At 59.3% G+C, this 20,934-nt stretch carries 18 protein-coding genes; 8 read left to right on the top strand and 10 right to left on the bottom strand.

The window, feature by feature from the left end:
- Nucleotide 1: 1 nt before the first annotated feature.
- From ACQ4V8_RS15260 to ppk1, 10 genes are all read right to left on the bottom strand, one after another.
- Nucleotides 2-2,647 (bottom strand): methyl-accepting chemotaxis protein, encoded by a 2,646-nt coding sequence (locus ACQ4V8_RS15260; protein ID WP_080570609.1) that lies wholly within the window; start codon nucleotides 2,645-2,647, stop codon nucleotides 2-4.
- 93 nt (nucleotides 2,648-2,740) lie between these two features.
- Entirely contained in the window at nucleotides 2,741-4,909 is a 2,169-nt protein-coding gene (locus tag ACQ4V8_RS15255) for a chemotaxis protein CheA (protein WP_010396794.1), read from the bottom strand.
- Complete coding sequence (locus tag ACQ4V8_RS15250; RefSeq protein ID WP_010396797.1) at nucleotides 4,906-5,190, bottom strand: STAS domain-containing protein; 285 nt, start codon at nucleotides 5,188-5,190, stop codon at nucleotides 4,906-4,908. The genes ACQ4V8_RS15255 and ACQ4V8_RS15250 overlap by 4 nt, the downstream gene beginning before the upstream one ends.
- A 10-nt stretch (nucleotides 5,191-5,200) precedes the next feature.
- Entirely contained in the window at nucleotides 5,201-5,578 is a 378-nt protein-coding gene (locus ACQ4V8_RS15245) for a response regulator (protein ID WP_010396800.1), read from the bottom strand.
- 38 nt (nucleotides 5,579-5,616) lie between these two features.
- On the bottom strand, nucleotides 5,617-6,663 hold the full coding sequence (locus tag ACQ4V8_RS15240; protein WP_436571752.1) for a methyl-accepting chemotaxis protein: 1,047 nt from the start codon (nucleotides 6,661-6,663) through the stop codon (nucleotides 5,617-5,619).
- Nucleotides 6,664-6,855: 192 nt separating this feature from the next.
- Nucleotides 6,856-7,272 carry a response regulator gene (locus ACQ4V8_RS15235; protein ID WP_010396804.1) on the bottom strand — a complete coding sequence of 139 codons (417 nt, stop codon included), beginning with the start codon at nucleotides 7,270-7,272 and terminating at the stop codon, nucleotides 6,856-6,858.
- A 511-nt stretch (nucleotides 7,273-7,783) separates the two neighbouring features.
- Nucleotides 7,784-7,918: a hypothetical protein gene (locus ACQ4V8_RS15230; protein WP_280720827.1), complete on the bottom strand. Its 135-nt coding sequence runs from the start codon at nucleotides 7,916-7,918 to the stop codon at nucleotides 7,784-7,786.
- 194 nt (nucleotides 7,919-8,112) lie between these two features.
- Entirely contained in the window at nucleotides 8,113-8,238 is a 126-nt protein-coding gene (locus ACQ4V8_RS15225; RefSeq protein WP_261981081.1) for a hypothetical protein, read from the bottom strand.
- Nucleotides 8,239-9,929: 1,691 nt separating this feature from the next.
- Entirely contained in the window at nucleotides 9,930-10,388 is a 459-nt protein-coding gene (gene sixA / locus ACQ4V8_RS15220) for a phosphohistidine phosphatase SixA (protein WP_010396806.1), read from the bottom strand.
- A 26-nt stretch (nucleotides 10,389-10,414) separates the two neighbouring features.
- Nucleotides 10,415-12,508, bottom strand: a complete 2,094-nt coding sequence (ppk1, locus tag ACQ4V8_RS15215; protein ID WP_070347004.1) for a polyphosphate kinase 1 — start codon at nucleotides 12,506-12,508, stop codon at nucleotides 10,415-10,417.
- A gap of 271 nt (nucleotides 12,509-12,779) precedes the next feature.
- On the opposite strand from ppk1, the gene pstS reads away from it, so the two are divergent.
- The 8 genes from pstS (at nucleotide 12,780) to senA (ending at nucleotide 20,922) form a co-directional block, all read left to right on the top strand.
- Complete coding sequence (gene pstS / locus ACQ4V8_RS15210) at nucleotides 12,780-13,829, top strand: phosphate ABC transporter substrate-binding protein PstS (protein ID WP_029496301.1); 1,050 nt, start codon at nucleotides 12,780-12,782, stop codon at nucleotides 13,827-13,829.
- A gap of 346 nt (nucleotides 13,830-14,175) precedes the next feature.
- Entirely contained in the window at nucleotides 14,176-15,162 is a 987-nt protein-coding gene (gene pstC / locus ACQ4V8_RS15205; RefSeq protein WP_029496303.1) for a phosphate ABC transporter permease subunit PstC, read from the top strand.
- Nucleotides 15,159-16,055, top strand: a complete 897-nt coding sequence (gene pstA / locus ACQ4V8_RS15200; protein ID WP_010396815.1) for a phosphate ABC transporter permease PstA — start codon at nucleotides 15,159-15,161, stop codon at nucleotides 16,053-16,055. The genes pstC and pstA overlap by 4 nt, the downstream gene beginning before the upstream one ends.
- Before the next feature lie 38 nt (nucleotides 16,056-16,093).
- Nucleotides 16,094-16,876, top strand: a complete 783-nt coding sequence (pstB, locus tag ACQ4V8_RS15195; RefSeq protein WP_010396817.1) for a phosphate ABC transporter ATP-binding protein PstB — start codon at nucleotides 16,094-16,096, stop codon at nucleotides 16,874-16,876.
- Between the two features lie 48 nt (nucleotides 16,877-16,924).
- The gene (gene phoU, locus ACQ4V8_RS15190) at nucleotides 16,925-17,635 is read left to right on the top strand and encodes a phosphate signaling complex protein PhoU (RefSeq protein ID WP_010396819.1); all 711 of its coding nucleotides are present in this window, start codon (nucleotides 16,925-16,927) and stop codon (nucleotides 17,633-17,635) included.
- Between the two features lie 5 nt (nucleotides 17,636-17,640).
- Nucleotides 17,641-18,330, top strand: coding sequence for a response regulator (locus tag ACQ4V8_RS15185; protein ID WP_010396821.1), 690 nt, complete (start codon nucleotides 17,641-17,643; stop codon nucleotides 18,328-18,330).
- A 12-nt stretch (nucleotides 18,331-18,342) separates the two neighbouring features.
- Nucleotides 18,343-19,659, top strand: a complete 1,317-nt coding sequence (gene phoR / locus ACQ4V8_RS15180; RefSeq protein ID WP_010396823.1) for a phosphate regulon sensor histidine kinase PhoR — start codon at nucleotides 18,343-18,345, stop codon at nucleotides 19,657-19,659.
- Nucleotides 19,660-19,725: 66 nt separating this feature from the next.
- Complete coding sequence (gene senA / locus ACQ4V8_RS15175; protein ID WP_261981078.1) at nucleotides 19,726-20,922, top strand: selenoneine synthase SenA; 1,197 nt, start codon at nucleotides 19,726-19,728, stop codon at nucleotides 20,920-20,922.
- Nucleotides 20,923-20,934: the final 12 nt, after the last annotated feature.

The raw sequence follows: 20,934 nt of genomic DNA, 5'->3' as shown, positions 1-20,934 counted from the left end.
TTCAGAAACGCTTGAATTGAGACTCGTCGATCAGCTGTCCGGCGGTGATCTTGCGTCCGCTCCCGACCACCTGCCGTACATTGCCCACCTTGCGTACCGGTTCCAGCTCGGGACGCTCGCGCGCCTGCTGGCTGATGGTGAAGAAGCTCATCAACTGCTGCAGCGCGCCGGCCTGGCCCGACATCTCTTCGGAGGTCGCGGCCAACTGTTCAGACGCGGCGGCATTTTGCTGGGTCACTTGGTTTAACTGTCCCATGGCCTTGCTGATATGCGACAGTCCGCCGGTTTGCTCTTCCGATGCCGCTGCGATTTCCTGCACCAGGTCGGACGTCTTGCGGATCGACGGTATCATCTCGTCGAGCAGGCGCCCGGCGCGTTCCGACATGGTCACGCTGGTGCCTGCCAGCTCACCGATTTCCTTCGAGGCGACCTGGCTGCGCTCGGCCAGTTTGCGCACTTCGGCGGCCACCACGGCAAAGCCCTTGCCTGAGGCGCCGGCGCGCGCCGCCTCGATGGCCGCGTTCAGGGCCAGCAAGTTGGTCTGGTCGGCGATGTCGTCGATGATGCCGACCTTGGCGGCGATCTGCCTCATCGCCTCAGCGGTGCGCGTGACGGCGTCGCCGCCTTCCACCGCTTCGCGCGACGATTTTTGAGCCATGCTGTCCGTGACCTTGGCGTTTTCCGTGTTTTGTGCCACGGAACTGGACAGCTGTTCCACCGAGCTGCTGGTACGCTCCACGCCGGACGCTTGCTCCGATGCTGCTTGCGACAAGCTCTGAGCCGTCGAACTGACCTGTTCGGAGGCAGAGGTCAGGGCGTCGGCGGCATTACGCACATCGGTGATGATATTGGTCAACTGGTCGCTGGTGCTGTTAGCGTACTCCTTCAATTGGCCAAAGGTGCCGTCGTAATCGGCGCTGATGCGCTGGGTCAGATCACCGCTGGACAGCGCCTTGAGCATGCGCAGCACCTCGTTCAGGCCTGTTTCGCTGGTGTCCATCAGGCGGTTCATGCCGGCCGCCATGATGGCGAAGAAGTCTTCCTTGCCGTTCGGATCGATGCGGTGGCTGAAGTTGCCCGCCGCCGCGCCATCGACGACGCCAGCGATCTCGCGTTCGACCAGCACCTCGCCGGTGCGGTCGCGCCATTCGACGACCGTGCCCAGGCGTTCTGATCGCGCGTTCAGGACGGGGCTGGCGGTGAGCTGCATGGTGCGTCCGCCGAGCACGAGCTCGGAGCGGTCCGTGCCGCGCAGGTCGGCCAACAGCGCCCGCTGGTGGGCGGGATTTTTGTGGAAGCTGTCAAGATTGCTGCCCAAAATGAGATCGGCCCGGAATTGCGGCAGATCCTTGCGCAGATCCGCCTCGGCCTCCTTCATCATCGCGGCTACCGCGTCATTGAGGTAAATGACGGCGCCCTCGATATCGGCGATCATCACCCCGGTCGAGCACTTGTCCAGCGCCTGGCGGATGCGCGCGTTGGCACGCGCATCGTGTTCGGCCGCCAGTTCGCCGGCGCGGTCCTTCCATTCCACCACGGTGCCGCTGCGCTGGCCCTGTGGGTCGACGATGGGCGTGGCGGTCAGGTTGAAGACGCGCCCTCCAACATTAATGTCGACCTTGTGCACGCTCTGCAGGCTGGCCAGCAGATTGCGTTGATGCGACGCGTTTTTATGGAAGCGGTCAAAGCTGCCGCCGATGATCTCGGCCGCGCGGAACTGCGGCAGCTCCTTGCGGATGTCGCCTTCGGCCTCGGCCATCAACGCCGTCTGCGACTGGTTCATGTAGATGATGGTGCCGTCGGCGTCGGCAATCATGGCGCTGGTGGACGTGCAGTCAAGTGCCATCTTGATGCGCAGGGTCTGCTTCTGCTGCTGGCCGACCAGGGTTTGCATATTGCCCAGCGCCGTCATCATGCGTCCCAGCTCGTCATTGCGATGGGACTCGACCAGATTGTCGAATTTGCCGCCCGCCATGCTTTCGCAAACGGCGATACTGCGCAGTAAAGGCTTGATGATAGCGGCCAGCAACGATCGTCCCATCCAGAGCGCTAGCGCCAGGCCCAGTGCGATGGCGCCTAGCGTGATGGCGCGTATGGTGGAGAATGTTCCCAGCGCATGCTGATATTGCTGCGCCAGGATATCATTTTCCATTTTTTCGATTGCCATGATGCTGTCGTGTACCGGCACATAGCGCGTGCCCGATATGGCCGCCAATGTCCCCGCCTGTTTCAGGTCGTTGATGCGCAAAGCCGCCAGCATCGGGCGCAACACTTCCGCCACATATTTACCGTGTGCGTCTTGGAATCGTTCGGCCAGGCGCTGTTGCTTGGGGCTCCTCTGTATGCGCTGGTAGGCCGCCCATTGGCTGGTGTTTTCCGCGATGTTGGCATCGACCTTGGCGCCATGTTCCCGAATCAGCGTGGGCTCCACGATGGCTTCCGCCAGCAGGCCGCGATTGCGCAATAGCCGGACCTGGATATCGTTGATCGCCGTCAGGTCCCTGACTTCCTCGTCCACCAGGCGGCGCATGCTTTCATTGCCACTTTGCATACCGTACAGGCCCAAGATGCCGACGGCCGCCAGTAGCACGCCCAACAAGGCCATCACTATCACCAGCCTGGCTCGAATCGATAGTTCCTTTAACATGTTGTCCTCCTTGGACGCTTGAAATAGGTGGCTTGCGAGGCGTATCGGGCAGCGGCGCCTCTTGTTTATGTGCTCAGTTACAACTGCTGTGGGCTAACCCGGGATGGCCAAGGCGGCTCCGCTGTCGCGTGGCGTGCCCTGGGCCGCCATCTTGACCAGGGTGGCCACATCGAGAATCAGAGCGACGTCGCCCGAGCCAAGCACGGTCGAGCCGCTGATGCCGCGCAGATTGCGGAACAGTTTGCCTAGCGGCTTGATCACGGTCTGGTATTCGCCATCGAGGTGGTCGACTATCAGGCCGGCGCTGCCGCCGCCCTGAACCACGACGATGCGCCGCTTGGCCGGCGCCGGTCCTGGCACGGAAAAGATCGTGCGCAAGTCCAGCAGCGGCAGCACACCGTTGCGTAAATTGATGAAACCGGCCGCCTGCCGGCCCACTGCGGCGCCGTCGTCGACGGCGTCGATGCATTCGACGACGGCGTGCAGCGGGATCACGAAGGAGCCGTCGCCGATGCGTACCAAGAAGCCATCGATGATGGCCAGCGTCAGCGGCAACTGGATCTCGACGGTTGTGCCCTTGCCGGGCACGCTGTGCAGGGTCACCGTGCCGCGCAGCGCTTCGATGTTCTTGCGCACCACGTCCATGCCGACCCCGCGCCCTGACAAATTGGTGACCTGCTCGGCGGTGGAAAAGCCGGGCGCGAAGATCAGTTCAAGCTTTTCGCGCTCGCTCAACTGCTGTGTGGCACCGACCAGACCGCGATCGCGTGCCTTGGCCAACAGTTTTTCGCCATCCAAGCCGCGGCCGTCATCGCTGACTTCGATCACGATATTGCCCGCGTCGTGGCGTGCCGTCAGGCCGATCCGGCCCTGTGCCGGCTTGCCGGCGGTCAGCCGGCTCTGGGGCGGCTCGATGCCATGATCAAGTGCATTGCGCACCAGGTGCATCAGCGGGTCGCCGATCTTCTCGACTACGGATTTGTCGAGCTCGGTCTCGGCGCCATCGATTTCCAAGCGCACTTCCTTGTCCAACTCGCGCGCCACGTCGTGCACCACGCGCCGGTAGCGCACGAAGGTCTCGCCGATGCGTACCATGCGCAAGCCGAGCGTACCGTCCCGAATTTCTTCGATCAGTCGGCTCAGCTGATGCGTCGTGCCGACCAGACTGGTATGCCCGGCCTGCACCGCTTGCAGGCTGGCGCTGGCGCCGCAGATCACCAGTTCGCCCACCAGATTGATGAGATCGTCGAGCTTGTCGGCCGGCACCCGCACGAACAGGCCGCCATCCTGGCGCTGCGTTGGGCCGCGCTCTTGCCGCTCCAGCGCGGCATCAACCACTTCGACGGGGATCTGGTGCCGGGCCACCAGTATTTCGCCCAGTGGGGTGTCATTGAGCGTTTCTTTTTTCTGGCGCGCCAGCGCCGCGTCGAGTGCATCACGTGTCAGGGCGCCGCAGCTGACCAGTATGTCACCGAGGCGTAGCTCTTGTGGCAAATCATTGATCAGGGCAATAAAATCAGCCACACGCCGAGTCGGCGGGATAAGGCGTATGTCGCAGTCTTCCGCCACGAATTCGAAGGCCGCTTCGATATCGCTCTTGCTGGCGCTGGTCAGCAGGCAGATCTCGAAACCCAGGTGGCAGGATTCAGGATCGAGTGCTTCCCAAGCCGGCAAGCCGTCTTCGACTGTGACGATGGTATCGAACTGGCCGAGCGTCTTTAAGTAGGCGATGACGGTCAACGGATCGAAACCGTTGCGGTAGGTGTCGCACCGGAAGCGCAGAGACAGGTGCCAGGACGCCGCTTGCGGCGTCGCTGCTGCGATGTTGCTGGCCGGTTGTGTCACTGCTACGTCGCCGTTCAGGTAGCGCGTAAGGCGGGCGGCCAGCACGGCAGCGCGAGCGTCGGTCTCAGCCAGGGTCGCCACGTCGGCGCAGTGCTGCTCGCTTTGCTGCAGCAAAGCGCCGATCATGTCACGGCTGGCCAGCAGCAGTTCGCCGAGGGCTGGATCGATGTGGAGCGCGCGTTTGCGTACCTGATCGAGCACGCTTTCAAGCAAGTGCGTGAAGCACACCACACGTTCCAGGCTGAACACTCCGCTGCTTCCCTTGATCGTGTGGGCGGCGCGAAACAGCGTGTGCACCGCTTCCGTATTGTCTGGGTCCTGCTGCAGGCACAGTAGACAATCCTCAATCTGCTGCAGCATTTCGCGCGCTTCCTCGAAGAAGATCAGCAGCGCGTCTCCGTACAGTTCGTCATTCATGCCGCTTGCTCCAATGAAAAGCGTTCCGACAGACCGTACTCGGCTAGCAAGCGCGCCACCGGCTCTGGCACCCGGCGAAGGGCCACTGCCCTGCCGCTGTCGGCGGCACAACGGACGAAGGCCAGCAGCAGCTGCATCCCGGCGCCGTCGAACTCGACGACCTGGGCCAGGTCCAGGACGAAGTCGTTATTGTCGCCGGCCATCAGCGCCGTTTGCATCGTGGCGCGCAAGGCCGCAACGTGCTCGATGGTCAAGTTCTCGGCGATCGCAATCACGCTCATGGCGACTCCTTCAGGGCAGGATCAGTTTGGTGACAGCGTTCAACATTTGCGCCGGATTGAACGGTTTGATGATCCAGGCCTTTGCGCCGGCGGCCCGCCCGGCATGCTTGACTTCATCGTCGCCTTCCGTGGTGAGCATGATCACCGGCGTAAACTTGAAGGCGTTTTTCTGCTTCAGTTGGGTGACGAATTCAATCCCATCCATGCGCGGCATATTGACGTCGCTGATGATCAGGTGCACTTTCTTGCTACCCTGCTTTTCCAAGGCCGCGAGGCCATCGACGCCATCGCCGGCTTCGATCACCTCATAGCCGGCGTTGCTTAGGGCCAGCGCGACAACGCGCCGCAGCGAAACCGAATCATCTACCACCAAAATAGTCTTTGCCATGCTTGGGCTCCCACCATTCAATAATACGTATCAATGTCTCAGAAAAAATCCACTTCGCCGCTTGCCGCGGGCTGACCCGGGGTGATAGCCGGAGGCTTGCTCAGGATGCCGTGTCGGCGCTTGAAGGAACTGTCCGCGCCGCTCATCCAGTCATCATTGCTAGGCAGTTCGCTCGACGGATCGCTCAGTAGTTCCCGCAGGCGTGTCATATCACTGCCCAACACTTCCAGTATCTGCGACACACGGTCCTGGGATTGCAGTGCAACCATCATCTGTTCGACATCGTTGCGGATGATGTTGCCGTGTGTGCGCATCTGCATCATTGAACTGCCCAGCGAACGGACATGCTGCAGCACGTCACCGATGACTTCGGCTGTCACGCTCATGGTTTTGCGGTCACTGGCGGCAGCGATATTGGCGCTGTCCAGTGTGGTAGTCATGCTCTGTCCGATATGCTGCACCCGCCTGGCGATATTCTTGCCCGTTTCTGCCGACATATTCGACAGCTTGCGCACTTCGGCCGCGACCACGGCGAAGCCGCGTCCGGAGGCGCCGGCATGCGCCGCCTCGATCGCGGCATTGATGGCAAGCATATTGGTGTGGGCGGCGATCAGACTGACCTCGCTGGCCATCGCTTTCAACTCTGCAGTTTCCTTCGCCAGATCGTTCACCCGCTGAAGCAATTCGTCCTTGCTGCGAACTAATTGCTCGAGCATGGCGACAACCGGCGTTAATTCGCGTTCGCACAAGGTAAGCAGATTGATGGTGGTGTCCTCGTTGGCCGCACTTTCCTGCCCACCGACGCCACCAAAGCCAGCGTTGTCAAATTCCCTGATCATGGAGGTGAAATTGTCGACCACTTGCAGGCCGGCCGTGTCGTTCTGCGATCTGGCCATACCCGTTTGCGTCTGCCATACAGGAAGGATACCGGCCAGCAATCGGCTCAGTTGTTGCGCGCCACCGTCACTGTCAACGCAACGCGCCTCGGTCGATGCGGCGATCGGCGCTACGCGGCCGACGCACCAGACGCACCAGACGCTACCCAGGCTAGCAAGCGTCACGCCGATCAATGTAAGCAGTTGCAATGGGCCGGCATGGTGCCACGTCGGCAGCGCAGCACAGGCGATGGCGACAGCGGTGCATGCCAGCACCGCGCCGCGAGCTTGAACGAGACCGAGGGTGGCAATGGATCTGTATAGTGGCATGGTCTAGTCTTTATCTGACGTCAACGGTGGCATAGATGCGAGCAACATGGCCAGCGACTCTGGTCGCGACCTTCAGGAGAGGCCGGCTAAGGTGGCCGGCGCGGCAAACGTGAATGTGTCTGCCATATGCTGCATAGTTTGGAGGATCGACGCTGAATTGAATGGTTTGGCGATGAAGCCATCGGCCCCTTCCTCCATGGCCCGTTTGACGTTGTCGTCATCATCATTTGCAGACACCATCAGTATCCGAGCTTGTGGCCTGATTTTCTTCAAGGGGCCGATAGCATCGAGCCCCGGTACGCCGGGCATCAGGATATCGAGTAGCACCACATCCGGTTGCATGGTCTGACACATTTGTATCGCTTGCTGCACCGATATCGCCTCGCCCACAATGTCATGTTCATCGCCGCGCAGTATCACACGCAGTAAAGCGCGGGATAAATCATTGTCGTCGACAATCAGGATGCGCAGCGGTCTTGCTTTAGGCATTTTTTTCCTCAACATTAAACGACATTTCATCGGATGGAGCGCTTGTCCCGGCAATTTTTATCAGTGCCGCGATAACAGCGTGCTCTGTTTGCGGGAGCTTAGTATTGCCCCCCGCTTGATTTAGATTAAGGTACAAGCGATGCCAACACAAGCGATTATTATGCTGCTTGCGCTGGCGTTGTTTTCTCGATGTAGCGCTACGCGGTCGGGCTCAGCGATTGAGATTAAATCGGTTCCCGTTGCAGATGCGAGCGTCGAGAGCTGGTGACATGGTTTGTATTGCAGTCGCTCGTCAAGTCAATTATTTTTTCGTCGGGCCGTACGTTGCTTTCACTCGCTCGTCCTACCTGCTCGCCTATCGACCTTTGCGGCCACTTTTTGCGCTGCCAGGCGGTCGTTGTGGCGCATGTCAAGGGCAACGCTTACCATCCGCTGGGCGATTGCATGAAGGCTCAGATTGCCAAGCCGAATACCTTGGCAAGTAAGCGCTAAACAGACGGTGTCATTGACGTCACTGGCGTTCGTCGCGCTGGTCTAGGTCGGAGCGCAGCGGCTTGTTGGCGCACAGCGACTTCCACAGGCGCGAGGCCAGTTGTTCGATCTCGGGTGCGCAATGCTGGCCCACGCGCTGCAAGACAGCGACCAAGTAATCGTAAGGATGGGCATTGTGCCGGCGCGATGTCGCGAGCAGGCTTTGGACGATGCCGATTTGCCTGGCGCGCAGCTCGGTGCGACTGAAGATCCAATCGCGCAGTGAGTTTTGTCGGCAGATACAACGATGGCGCGAGGGACGGACCTGTAGGTCGTCACTGGCGCCATGCAATAGTGCCGAGGTGAACACTACTCGTGGTAGCGGTCCATCAGCTTGTGGTGACTGCCGCGCATTTCTTCGACCAGTTCAAATGCAACGAAGCCGATAATGGCGGCGAAGATGGCGATAAAGAGAAAAACGAGCAAGGTAATCATGGTCTTTCAGCCGCCGTTGGACGGCTGTCCGCTGGGTTGCTCAATGTGCCGGGGCAGGGCTCCGACACGTAGTTGATGCAATTAAACTCTAGCAGATCGGCAGCGCTTTGCAAGGCCGCGGAGTTGGGATCTCCGCCAGTATTTGTCCCGCCGCATTTTTTGCGCATTGCTCTATTTCAGCACCCTTATTTCACAAGCAAGTCATGCGCCATCACGGCTTTCAAATAGATACTGACCGGGTCGTTAGGTTCGCGCCGGGAGAACCTTTCCATCCTTGCGCTGGCCTTGCGCATTTCCGTGATTGATCGCTTATTTTATGACCAAGTCATGCGCCATCACGACTTTCACATAGATACCGACCGGGTCGTTTGGTTCGTGCTGGGAAAACCTCTCCACCCTTGCGCTGGCCTTGCGCATTTCCGTGATTGATCGCTTATTTTATGACCAAGTCATGCGCCATCACGGCTTTCACATAGATACTGACCGGGTCGTTTGGTTCGTGCTGGGAGAACTTGTCCACCCTTGCGCTGGCCTTGCGCATTTCCGTGATTGATTCCACTTATTTCACGACCAGGTCATGCGCCATCACGGCTTTCACATAGATACTGACCGGGTCGTTTGGTTCGTGCTGGGAAAACCTGTCCACCCTTGCGCTGGCCTTGCGCATTTCCGTGATGGATCGCTTATTTTATGACCAGGTCATGCGCCATCATGGCTTTTAAATAGACGCTGATGGGGGCGCCTGGTTCGTGCTGGGAAAACCTGTCCACCCTTGCGCTGGCCTTGCGCATTTCCGTGATTGATTCCGCTTATTTCACGACCAGGTCATGCGCCATCACGGCTTTTAAATAGACGCTGATGGGGGCGCCTGGTTCGTGCTGGGAAAACCTGTCCACCCTTGCGCTGGCCTTGCGCATTTCCCCGTTTGATTCCGCTTATTTCACGACCAGGTCATGCGCCATCACGGCTTTCACATAGATACCGACCGGATCGCCTGGCTCGTGCTGGGAAAACCTGTCCACCCTTGCGCTGGCCTTGCGCATTTCCCCGTTTGATTCCGCTTATTTCACGACCAGGTCATGCGCCATCACGGCTTTTAAATAGACGCTGATGGGGTCGCCTGGTTCGTGCTGGGAAAACCTGTCCACCCTTGCGCTGGCCTTGCGCATTTCCGTGATTGATTCCACTTATTTCACGACCAGGTCATGCGCCATCACGGCTTTCAAATAGATACTGACCGGGTCGTTAGGTTCGCGCTGAGAAAACCTGTCCACCCTTGCGCTGGCCTTGCGCATTTCCGTGATTGATTCCGCTTATTTCACGACCAGGTCATGCGCCATCACAGCTTTTAAATAGACGCTGATCGGGTCGTTTGGTTCGCGCTGGGAAAACCTGTCCACCCTTGCGCTGGCCTTGCGCATTTCCCCGTTTGATTCCGCTTATTTCACGACCAGGTCATGCGCCATCACGGCTTTTAAATAGACGCTGACGGGGTCGCCTGGTTCGCGCTGGGAAAACCTGTCCACCCTTGCGCTGGCCTTGCGCATTTCCCCGTTTGATTCCACTTATTTCACGACCAGGTCATGCGCCATCACGGCTTTTAAATAGACGCTGATGGGGTCGCCTGGTTCGTGCTGGGAAAACCTGTCCACCCTTGCGCTGGCCTTGCGCATTTCCCCGTTTGATTCCACTTATTTCACGACCAGGTCATGCGCCATCACGGCTTTTAAATAGACGCTGATGGGGTCGCCTGGTTCGTGCTGGGAAAACCACCACGCGCTGGCCTTGCGCATTTCCCATTCCTGCTCCTCGCCCGTCAGCAGCAGGGCGGCCGCCTGGCCCAGGGTGGGCTGGTGGCCGACGATGAGTACGGTTTCCTTGCCGCCGGGCCAGTTGGCCGCCTTCAGGATGTCTTGCGCCTCGGCGCCGGGCGCCAGTTCCGGCATCAGCTTGAACTTGCGCCCAAGTGCTTGCGCCGTTTGCAAGGTCCGCAAGGCGGGGCTGACGAGGATGCGGCAATTTTCTGGTAGTTGCGATGCCAGCCACTCCCCCATGCGGCGCGCCTGTTTCTGGCCTTTGAGGGTCAGGGTGCGTTCCAGGTCGGGCAAGCCCGGCTCGGCTTCTGCGTGTCGCCACAAGATCAGATCCATGCTGTGCTCCTCTATGTAAAAAGTGCCTACTCGCCTACCTCCACGCTAGGCGTGCCCAGTGTGTGCATCAAATACTGCTGGGCGCTGAACGGCGTTTGTTTGCCGCGCGGCCTGCGGCGCGCGTAATGGCCCGTCGGCTCCAGTTCCCAAGCGTTCGTATTATCCTTCAAATAGGGATTCAGGCCCTCGGCGATTACGCGCCGCTTGAGCGCCCGGTCCAGTACCGGGAATGCCACTTCCACGCGACGGAACAGGTTGCGGCTCATCCAGTCGGCACTGGCCAGGTAGACATCGTGTGCCAGATCGTTGCGGAAGTAATAAATGCGGCTATGTTCGAGGAAACGGCCGATCACGGAGCGCACCTTGATGTTTTCCGATAATCCCGGCACGCCCGGCTTCAGGGTGCAGGCACCGCGCACGATCAGGTCGATCTTCACGCCATCGGTCGAGGCTGCATAAAGGGCACGGATCACGGACTCATCGACCAGTGCGTTGACTTTTACGATGATGCGCCCGCGCTGGCCGGAGCGGGCGATCTTCGCCTCGTTGCGGATGGCCTTGATGATCTCGCTTTGCAGGCCGAATGGCGCCAGCCATAGATGATTCAGGTTGTGCGGCTTGGTCAGGCTGGTCAGGTGGATGAAGACTTCGTTTACTTCCACGGCCAGGTTCTGGTTAGCCGTCAGCAAGCCGAAGTCGGTGTACAGCTTGGTGGTGGTAGGGTGATAATTGCCGGTGCCCAAGTGGGCATAGAAGCGCAGCGCGCCTTCTTCTCGGCGGATGACGAGCGCTACCTTGGCATGGGTTTTCAGTCCCACCACGCCATAGACGACCTGCGCGCCCGCCTGTTCCAGCTTGTCGGCCCAGTTAATATTGGCTTCTTCGTCGAAGCGCGCCATCAATTCCACGATGACCGTCACTTCCTTGCCCAGCTTCGCCGCCGTGATGAGTGACTCCATCAAGTCCGAATTCATGCCCGTGCGGTAGATCGTCTGCTTGATGGCGACCACGGATGGATCGTAGGCGGCGCTGCGGATGAAGTCGATTACCGTCTGGAACGATTGGTAAGGGTGGTGCAGCAAGATATCGTGCTTGGTCAGCGCGGCAAAGATGTCGTTGCCGATGGCTTTATGCGCCAGTCCCGGGAAAAAGGGCGGGAAGCGCAGCTCGGGCTGCTTGACGTGGTCGATCATTTCCGACAAGCGCACCAGATTGACGGGGCCATTGACGCGGTACAAACGGCTTTGATCGAGGTTGAACTGGTCGAGCAGGAACTGCGACAGTTCTGGCGGGCAGTTGTGGGCCACCTCCAGGCGCACGGAGGTGCCGAACTGGCGCCCTACCAGTTCGCCTTTCAGGGCCTGGCGCAGGTTCTTGACTTCGTCCTCGTCCACCCACAGGTCGCTGTCGCGCGTGACCCGGAATTGCGAATAGGCGATCACTTCACGCCCGGCGAACAAGTCCGAGATGTGTGCATGGATGACGGAAGACAATAAACAGAACGATACGCCATCGCCCGATATGTCGTCCGGCAGCTTGATGACGCGTGGCAAAACACGCGGTGCCTTGACGATAGCAATCGCCGTGCCGCGTCCGAATGCATCCTTGCCGCTCAGCGAAACGATGAAATTGAGACTTTTATTCACCACTTGCGGGAAGGGGTGCGCCGGGTCCAGGCCGATGGGGGTGAGCAGGGGGCGCACTTCGCGGTCGAAATACTGCTTGACCCAGGCGCGCTGTGCCTCGTTGCGGTCGCTGTCGCGCAGCAAGTGCACGCCCGCTGCGCGCAGCGCCGGCAAGACATCGCTATTTAATATCTCGTACTGGCGTTCCACCATCGCATGGCACTCCTTGCCGATGCGCTGCAGGTTGGCCGCCAGGGCGGGGTGGCCGGCCAGCGTGCCACTGATGCTGCTGGCCGCCATCAGGCTGGCCACGCGCACCTCGAAGAACTCATCCATGTTGCTGCTGACGATGCACAGGTAGCGCAGGCGCTCGAGCAGCGGAATGCTCTGGTCTTCCGCCTGGGCCATGACGCGCCGGTTGAAAGTCAGTTGCGACAGTTCGCGGTCAAGCAGGATGCCCGATTTGTTCACTTCCGTGTGCAGTTCTGGTTTCATATTCTTTTGTCTTTGCAGATAGTTAATTCTAGCCGTATTTCATCATATATGACGCGCTGTGAGTGTAATCATGAAATATGACGTAAGCGTGACATAGTCTGTCATAAATCGTGCTCCATGCTGTCATTTTTCCTGCCGGAAATAGCATTCTCCCGGGCGTAGGCATATATTTTATGAAATTTGACGCATGTCATAAAGCTGTCATATTCGCTTGCTAGACTGCGCAGCATTCAACCGGGACTTTGCGCCCTAACAACCCTGAGGACTTGATATGCAAATGAAGCAAATGTTCAAATTTATCGTCGTGGGTGCTTCGGCAGCGATGGCATTTTCTTCTGCTTCCGTCATGGCGGCAGATATGACAGGTGCTGGTGCTACCTTTCCGTACCCGATCTACGCGAAATGGGCTGAAACCTACAAGGCCAACACGGGCAATGGTTTGAACTACCAGTCCGTCGGTTCCGGCGCCGGTATCAAGCAAATCAAGGCCAAGACTGTTGAATTCGGCGCCTCGGACATGCCTTTGAAGGCAGAAGAGCTGGAAGAAGCCGGCCTGATGCAGTTTCCTGCCATCATGGGTGGCGTGGTCACCATCGTCAATCTCGATGGCGTCAAGCCAGGCCAGTTGAAGATGACGGGCAAAGTCATCGCAGACATCTACCTGGGCAAGATCACCAAGTGGAGCGCGCCGGAAATCGCTGCCCTGAACAGCGGCGTCAAGCTGCCGGACGCGGAAATCACCGTGGTGCACCGTGCCGACGGTTCGGGCACGTCTTTCCTGTTCACCGACTACCTGTCGAAAACCAACCCGGAATTCAAATCGAAAATCGGCGCCGGCTCGGCTGTGAAATGGGCCGTGGGCGTGGGCGGCAAGGGTAACGAAGGCGTCGCCGCCAACGTGCAGCGTATCAAGGGTGCGATCGGCTACGTCGAGTGGGCTTACGCCAAGAAAAACAATATGTCGCACACCCAGCTGCAAAACAAGGACGGCAACTTCCTGCAGCCTGACGACGAAAACTTCAAGGCAGCAGCCGCTTCTGCACCTTGGACGCAAACCCCAGGCTTCGGCGTGGTCCTGACCGACCAGGCTGGCAAGAACAGCTGGCCTATCACGGGCGTGTCGTTCATCCTGATGCACAAAGTCCAGGCTGACGCAGCCAAGGCAAAAGAAGTTCTGAAGTTCTTCGACTGGGCCTACAAAAACGGCGGCGCCGCTGCGGTTGAACTGGACTACGTGCCTATGCCGGCATCGGTCGTGAAACTGGTGCAAGAGTCGTGGAAAGCTAACCTGAAAGACGCATCGGGCAAAGCGATTTACTAATCTGCCAGCTCGATGGCTTCAATAGCTATCTAAAGTATCCATCCTTGCCCCTCCGCCAGCAGTACGGCGGGGCAGGGAGTTAGCCAAGACCGCGCGCAAGCCCTTGCAGGCGGTCCTGGCTAAAAGAATAAAAGTAATAATGCCTGACAAAACTGTAGTGAGCGCAAGGGAGTTGCGGCCGGGAAGCGCAACTGTACGAAGGTACAGGGAGCATCGCAGGCCGTAAATCGCGACGCGCAGTAGGTTTTGACTGGCATGCAAAAGCAAGAGTTCAAAATAGGTAATACCTGCAGTACCACCCACACGGCACATTATGAGCGCACAATCTACCACCTCCACGATCCCCATGCCAGGCGGCACCATGAGCGATTCCATCAGCTACACGCAAATGCTTTCCACCATGCGCAAGCAGCGCATCCAGGATTTCCTGTTCCACAAGGTGACGATGCTGTTCGCCCTGTCGGTGCTGATCGTCCTGGTGGGCATCATCATTTCACTGATCATGGAATCGATACCGGCCTTCAAGACGTTCGGCCTGCATTTCATCGTGTCGGCCGAGTGGGACCCCGTCAATGACCAGTACGGTGCCCTGATTCCCATCATCGGTACCCTGGTGACGTCGGTGATCGCCCTGCTGATCGCCTTTCCCGTCAGCTTCGGCATCGCCCTGTTCCTCACGGAAATCTGCCCAGCCTGGCTGCGCCGCCCGCTGGGCACGGCCGTCGAGCTGCTGGCCGGCGTGCCATCGATTATCTACGGCATCTGGGGCCTGTTTGTCTTCGCGCCCCTGTTTGCCGACCATGTCCAGCCTGTCTTGAAAGCCACCCTGGGCACCGTGCCCGTCATCGGCCAGCTGTTCAGTGGCCCCATGATGGGCATCGGCTTGTTGACGGCCGGCCTGGTACTGGCGATCATGATCATCCCTTTCATCGCTTCCGTGATGCGCGACGTGTTTGAAATCGTCCCTGCCGTGCTGAAGGAATCGGCATACGGCCTCGGTTGCACGCGCTGGGAAGTGGTGCGCAAGATCGTCTTGCCTTATACCAAGACCGGCGTCGTCGGTGGCGTCATGCTGGGCCTGGGCCGCGCGCTCGGTGAAACCATGGCCGTTACCTTCGTCATCGGCAACGCTAACAAACTGTCGTGGTCATTGTTTGCCGCAGGTAATAGTATTACTTCCCTGCTGGCCAATGAATTCGGCGAGGCGCAATCGGAGCTGCACGTGGCTTCGCTGTTCTCGCTGGCACTGATCCTGTTTGTCATCACCTTAATCGTCTTATCCGCCGCCAAGCTGATGCTGGCTGGCATGTCCCGCAAGGAAGGCACGAAATGAGCCAGCTCAGCCCAGTAAGCACTCTCGACGTTACGGCCAAGCCGGCCATGAATCCTGTCTACCGCAAGCGCCTGCTGATGCACCGCATCGGCATCGGCCTGTCGGTCGCTGCCATGGCGCTGGGCCTGGCCGTGCTGGTGTGGATCCTGTTCACGCTGGTGATCAAGGGTTTCGGCGCGCTGTCCATCGACCTGTTCACGCAAACGACGCCGGCGCCCGGCAGCGAAGGCGGTGGCTTGATCAATGCCATCGTCGGCAGCGCCCTGATGGTGGCACTGGCAACGCTGGTCAGCACCCCGATTGGTATCCTGGCCGGTATTTACCTGGCCGAATATGGCGAAGAAAACAAGCTGGCGCAAGTGACGCGCTTCGTCACCGACATCATGCTGTCGGCACCATCGATCGTTATTGGCCTGTTCGTGTATGCGCTGTACGTGGCGCACGTCAAGCATTTCTCCGGTTATGCGGGCGCCATCGCGCTGTCGCTGATCGCCGTGCCGGTGGTGGTGCGTACCACGGACAATATGCTGCGTCTGGTGCCGAACAGCTTGCTGGAAGCCGCCTTTGCTCTCGGTGCGCCACGCTGGAAGGTCGCCACCCTGGTGCGCTTGCGCGCCGTCAAGGCAGGTGTCATCACCGGTGTACTGCTGGCTTTGGCCCGTATCGCCGGTGAAACGGCGCCGCTGCTGTTCACGGCGCTGAATAACCAGTTCCAAAGCTTCAACATGAATGCGCCTATGGCCAATTTGCCGTCGGTCATCGCATCGTTTGCGATGAGCCCGTACGACAACTGGCGCTCGCTGGCCTGGGGTGGCGCAATGCTGATCACCTTCAGCGTGCTGGCCTTAAATATCCTGTCGCGCACCGTGTTCAGCCAAAAAGTCCCTAATTAAACAGATACCGAGCGAAGCGAACCCCTATGAATACGCAAATGAATCCAGCACAAGACCTGGCACCAAAGAAAAAAACCATCGAGATTTCGGGCCTGAACTTTTTTTACGGCAAAACGCAAAGCTTGCATAACGTCAACCTGGACATCCACGAAAAGAAGGTCACGGCCTTCATCGGCCCGTCCGGTTGCGGCAAGTCGACCCTGCTGCGCACCCTGAACCGCATGTATGATTTGTACCCGGGCCAGCGCGCGGAAGGTTCCATCCTGTACCGCGGCCGCAACGTGCTTGACGCCGACCAGGACGTCAATATGTTGCGCGCCAAGGTCGGTATGGTGTTCCAGAAGCCGACGCCGTTCCCCATGTCCGTGTACGACAACATCGCCTTCGGCGTGCGCCTGTATGAAGACCTGTCGAAGGGCGAGATGGACGAGCGCGTCGAATGGGCGCTGAAAAAAGCTGCATTGTGGGGCGAAGTCAAGGATAAGCTGTCGAAGAGCGGCCTGTCGCTGTCGGGCGGCCAGCAGCAGCGTTTGTGCATCGCGCGCGGCGTGGCGGTGAAACCGGACGTCTTGCTGCTCGATGAACCGACCTCGGCGCTGGACCCGATTTCGACTTCGAAGGTAGAAGAGCTGATCAGCGAACTGAAACAGGATTACACGATCGCCATCGTGACGCACAATATGCAACAGGCGGCGCGCTGCTCCGACTACACGGCGTATATGTATCTGGGCGAGTTGGTGGAATTCGGCGAAACGGACCAGATTTTCATGAATCCGGCGCGCAAGGAAACGCAGGATTACATCACCGGCCGCTTCGGCTGATCCGCCGCGTATCGCTACACACAAGACAACTGAATACGGAGAGACAGCATGATAGGCGAACATTCATCAAAGCAGTACGACAACGAACTCGAAGCGATCCGCTCGAAAGTGCTCCTGATGGGCGGCATCGTTGAAACCCAGTTCCTTGACGCGATGACGTGCTTTCGCATCGGCAACTCGGAACGCGCTGACCGCGTGATGCGCGAAGACGACGTCGTCAACCAGCTCGAAGTGTCGCTGGACGATGCCTGCAGCCATTTGATCGTGCGCCGCCAGCCGGCCGCCAACGACTTGCGCACCATCATGGCCACCATCAAGGTGATTACCGACCTCGAGCGCGTAGGCGACGAAGCGACAAAAATCGCCCGCGTAGCGAAGAATCTGCACATGCGCGGCAACGGCGTCGTCAACCATTACGAGATGGTGCGCGGCATTGCCAATACGGCCACCGACATGTTGCACGACGCGCTAGACGCATTCGCGCGCAACGATGGCAAGCAGGCGCTGCAATTAATTGCACAAGATGCCATTATCGACCATGAGTTTCGTTCTATCATGCGCAACTTGATCACCTTTATGATGGAAGACCCGCGCACGATTTCGGCGGCGCTCGATACCCTGTGGGTGGCCAAGGCCATCGAACGGATCGGCGACCATGCGAAAAACATCGCCGAATACGTGATTTACGTGGTCGAAGGCAGGGATATCCGCCACACCAAGTTGGCTGCTCCCGCCATTTCCGAGGAGCTCCCTGAGTAAGCTTTATGGCATCTGATAAAACCACGGTATTGATTGTTGAAGATGAACCGGCCATCGTTGAACTGGTGACCTATTCGCTGCGCGAATCAGGCTGGAATTGCTGTTCTGTACAAAACGTTGCCGATGCCTGGGAATTCATCCAGCACCGCACGCCGCACCTGATCCTGTTGGACTGGATGCTGCCTGACCAGACGGGTTTGCGCTTGCTGTCGCGCATTCGCGCCGACCGCAATTTCGCCGCCATTCCCGTGATCATGCTCACCGCCAAGAGCATGGAAGAAGACAAGTTGGCCGGCCTCAATAGCGGCGCGGACGATTACGTCACCAAGCCGTTCTCGCCGCGCGAGCTGCTGGCCCGCGCCAAGGCTCTGCTGCGACGCAAGAGTCCGGAACACGCGCAGGCACCCATGCGCGCTGGCAAGGTGGCCCTGGATCCCGTCAGCTGTACCGTGATGATGGATGAGCAGAAGATCGATATCGGCCATGCCGAATACAAGTTGTTGAAATTCTTGCTGGCCCATCCAGAGCGCGTATTTTCGCGCAGCCAGCTGCTCGACAAGGTCTGGGGTGACCATGTGGTGATCGAGGAACGCACGGTCGATGTGCACGTATTGCGCTTGCGCAAAGCATTGAAAGAGGCTGAAAGCCTGATCAAGACCGTGCGCAGTGTTGGCTATATGTTGTCTGAAAAGTAAAGCCTGTCTCTTATGAATCCGAAATTGCTGTTCTGGGTACCGGCCGCCTTGCGCATGGTGCTGGCGTTGCTGGGCGTGTCCATCGTCTGGTATCTGTTTGGCGCCACGTATGCGCTGGGCATTGCCTTCGTACTGATGGCCATGATGGTGTTCGTGCAGCTGTCATATCTGTTCCAGCTCAGTGACTGGCTGGACAATCCGCAAAGCGCCAAGCTGCCCGACGGCTGGGGCGCCTGGACCAGTATCTTCGCGCGCCTGTACCGCATGCGTCGCGACGACGAGAAAAACCAGTCCGAGCTGACGGAATGGCTGGCGCGTTTCCGCCAGGCCATGCATCTGCTACCCGATGGCGTCGTCATCATGGATGACGTGCTGTTCCTCGAATGGTGCAATCCGGCTGCCGAGAAACACCTGGGCCTGACGCATGAGCGAGACAAGGGCATGCGCGTGACTAACCTGATCCGCAGCCCCGAGTTCATGGATTACATCATCCTCGGCCGCTATGACCAGCCGCTGACGATTACTTTCCGCAATCGCAAGCTGATCGTGCAGATTATTCCCTTTGAAAACCGCCGCCAGATCCTCGTCACACACGATGTGACGGAGACGGAACGCATCGAAATGATGCGCCGCGACTTCATCGCCAACGCTTCGCACGAACTGCGCACGCCCCTGACGGTCATCGTCGGCTTCCTGGAAATCGCCTCTACCGAGCTGGACCTGGATGCCGCCACGCGCGCCGCACACATCAAGCTGATGACGGAGCAGGCGCATCGCATGCAGCATTTGATCGAGGACATGCTGACCCTGTCGCGACTCGAATCGGTCGACTATCCGCTGCGTCCCGAGCCGGTGGATGTCAAGAAGCTCATGCAGCAAGTCTTGCGCGACGCCAAGGGTTTGTCTGCAGGCAAGCATGAAGTGAGCATGGAATGCAAGGGGCCCGATGTCTTGGGCAGTTATGACGAGCTGTACAGCGCCTTTGGCAACCTGGCGTCGAACGCCGTGCGCTATACCCCAGCCGGTGGCAGCATCACGCTGCGCTGGCAAGATGGCCCGGCCGGACCGCAATTCATCGCGCAGGACACGGGCATCGGCATCAGTCAGGAGCATATTTCGCGCCTGACCGAGCGTTTCTACCGCGTCGACAAGAGCCGTTCGCGCGAAACTCAGGGCACCGGCCTGGGCCTGGCTATCGTCAAGCACGTATTGCTGCGCCACGGGGGGACGTTGGCCATCCAGTCCGTGGCCGACAAGGGCAGCAGTTTTATTGTCAGCATGCCCAAGTCCGTCGTGATGCCGCTGCAGGGTGAGCTGCTGGTCAAATAGTTCGCAGGGGCGATAGTTTCCCCCGGCGACTGGTGTAATGTTGGCATAAGTCGTTACAATCAGAGCATGACTTTAATCAACGCTTCTTTTCGCCACGCCGGCGCGCAGCAACTGGCCCAGTCGCTGCAGGCCGCGCGCCAGAATACCCTGTCCCTGTTCGACTGTTATATCAGTGCCGGCCTGGACGTGGTGGCGGGCCTGCCCCACCATCCGCGCCTCAATCCGCCCTTATGGCAACTCGCGCACATCGCCTGGTTCGCCGAGTGGTATATCCTGCGTGAAGCCGCGTCCAGCCATCCTGGCGACGCCGTCAGCAATTGCCTGCTGACGCGCGGCGACGACCTGTTCGACGCCAATATGGTCGAGCACCGTGCGCGCTGGAAGCTGGAACTGCCGAGTCCGGGCGCCGTGAAAACGTATTGCCGCGAAGTGCTCGACAGGGTCCTGGATAAACTTTCGCGCGTACCCAATGTCGACACCGCCCTGGCGCCGTATCGGCTGGCGCTGGCGCATGAGGATTTGTGCTGCGAGGAAATGCTGACCGGTTTGCAATGGCTGGGCCTGGAAGCCCCGCAGTGCCTGTCTTCCAGTGCCGTCTTGCCGCCGGGAGCAGGGGAAATCACTTTTCCTGGCAAAACCATCGAACTGGGCTCGCCGCGCAGGCCCGGGTTTGCCTTCGACAATGAGTCTCCGCCTTACCGCTGCTACGTGGCACCGTTTTCCATCGATGCTTGCGCCGTATCAAATGCCCAGTTTGCCGATTTTGTCGCCGATGGCGGCTACCAGAACCGCCAGTTCTGGAGCGCGGCCGGCAGCGCCTGGCTGATGCAGCAGGAGCGCTCGTCGCCCCTGTACTGGCTGCGCGAAGCGACACAGTGGCGCACCATGCGTTTCGGCCAGCGCACGACCTTGCCGCCGAATGAAGCCGTGCGCCACATCAACCTGTATGAAGCGCAAGCGTACTGCGCCTGGGCGGGGCGCCGCCTGGCGACCGAGGCGGAATGGGAGTATGCTGCGCTGTCAGGTCATCCGCGCTTTCACTGGGGCCAGGTGTGGGAATGGACGGCGACACCGTTCGAGCCGTATCCGGGCTTTGCGCTGGACGCCTGGCGCGAGTACTCGGCGCCGTATTTCATGCAGCACCAGGTGTTGCGTGGCGCCGCCTTCGCTACGCCGCCGCGCCTGCATTGCTTGCGTATGCGCGCCTTCCACGCGCCCGAACGCGGCGACATTTTTGCCGGCCTGCGTACCTGCGCCTGGTAAGCCCGACACAGG

Origin of the sequence: Janthinobacterium paucivorans, from assembly GCF_051380805.1 — a bacterium.
Classification (GTDB): Bacteria; Pseudomonadota; Gammaproteobacteria; order Burkholderiales; family Burkholderiaceae_D; genus Janthinobacterium; species Janthinobacterium lividum_D.
This window is presented reverse-complemented; position numbering and strand designations above follow the sequence as displayed.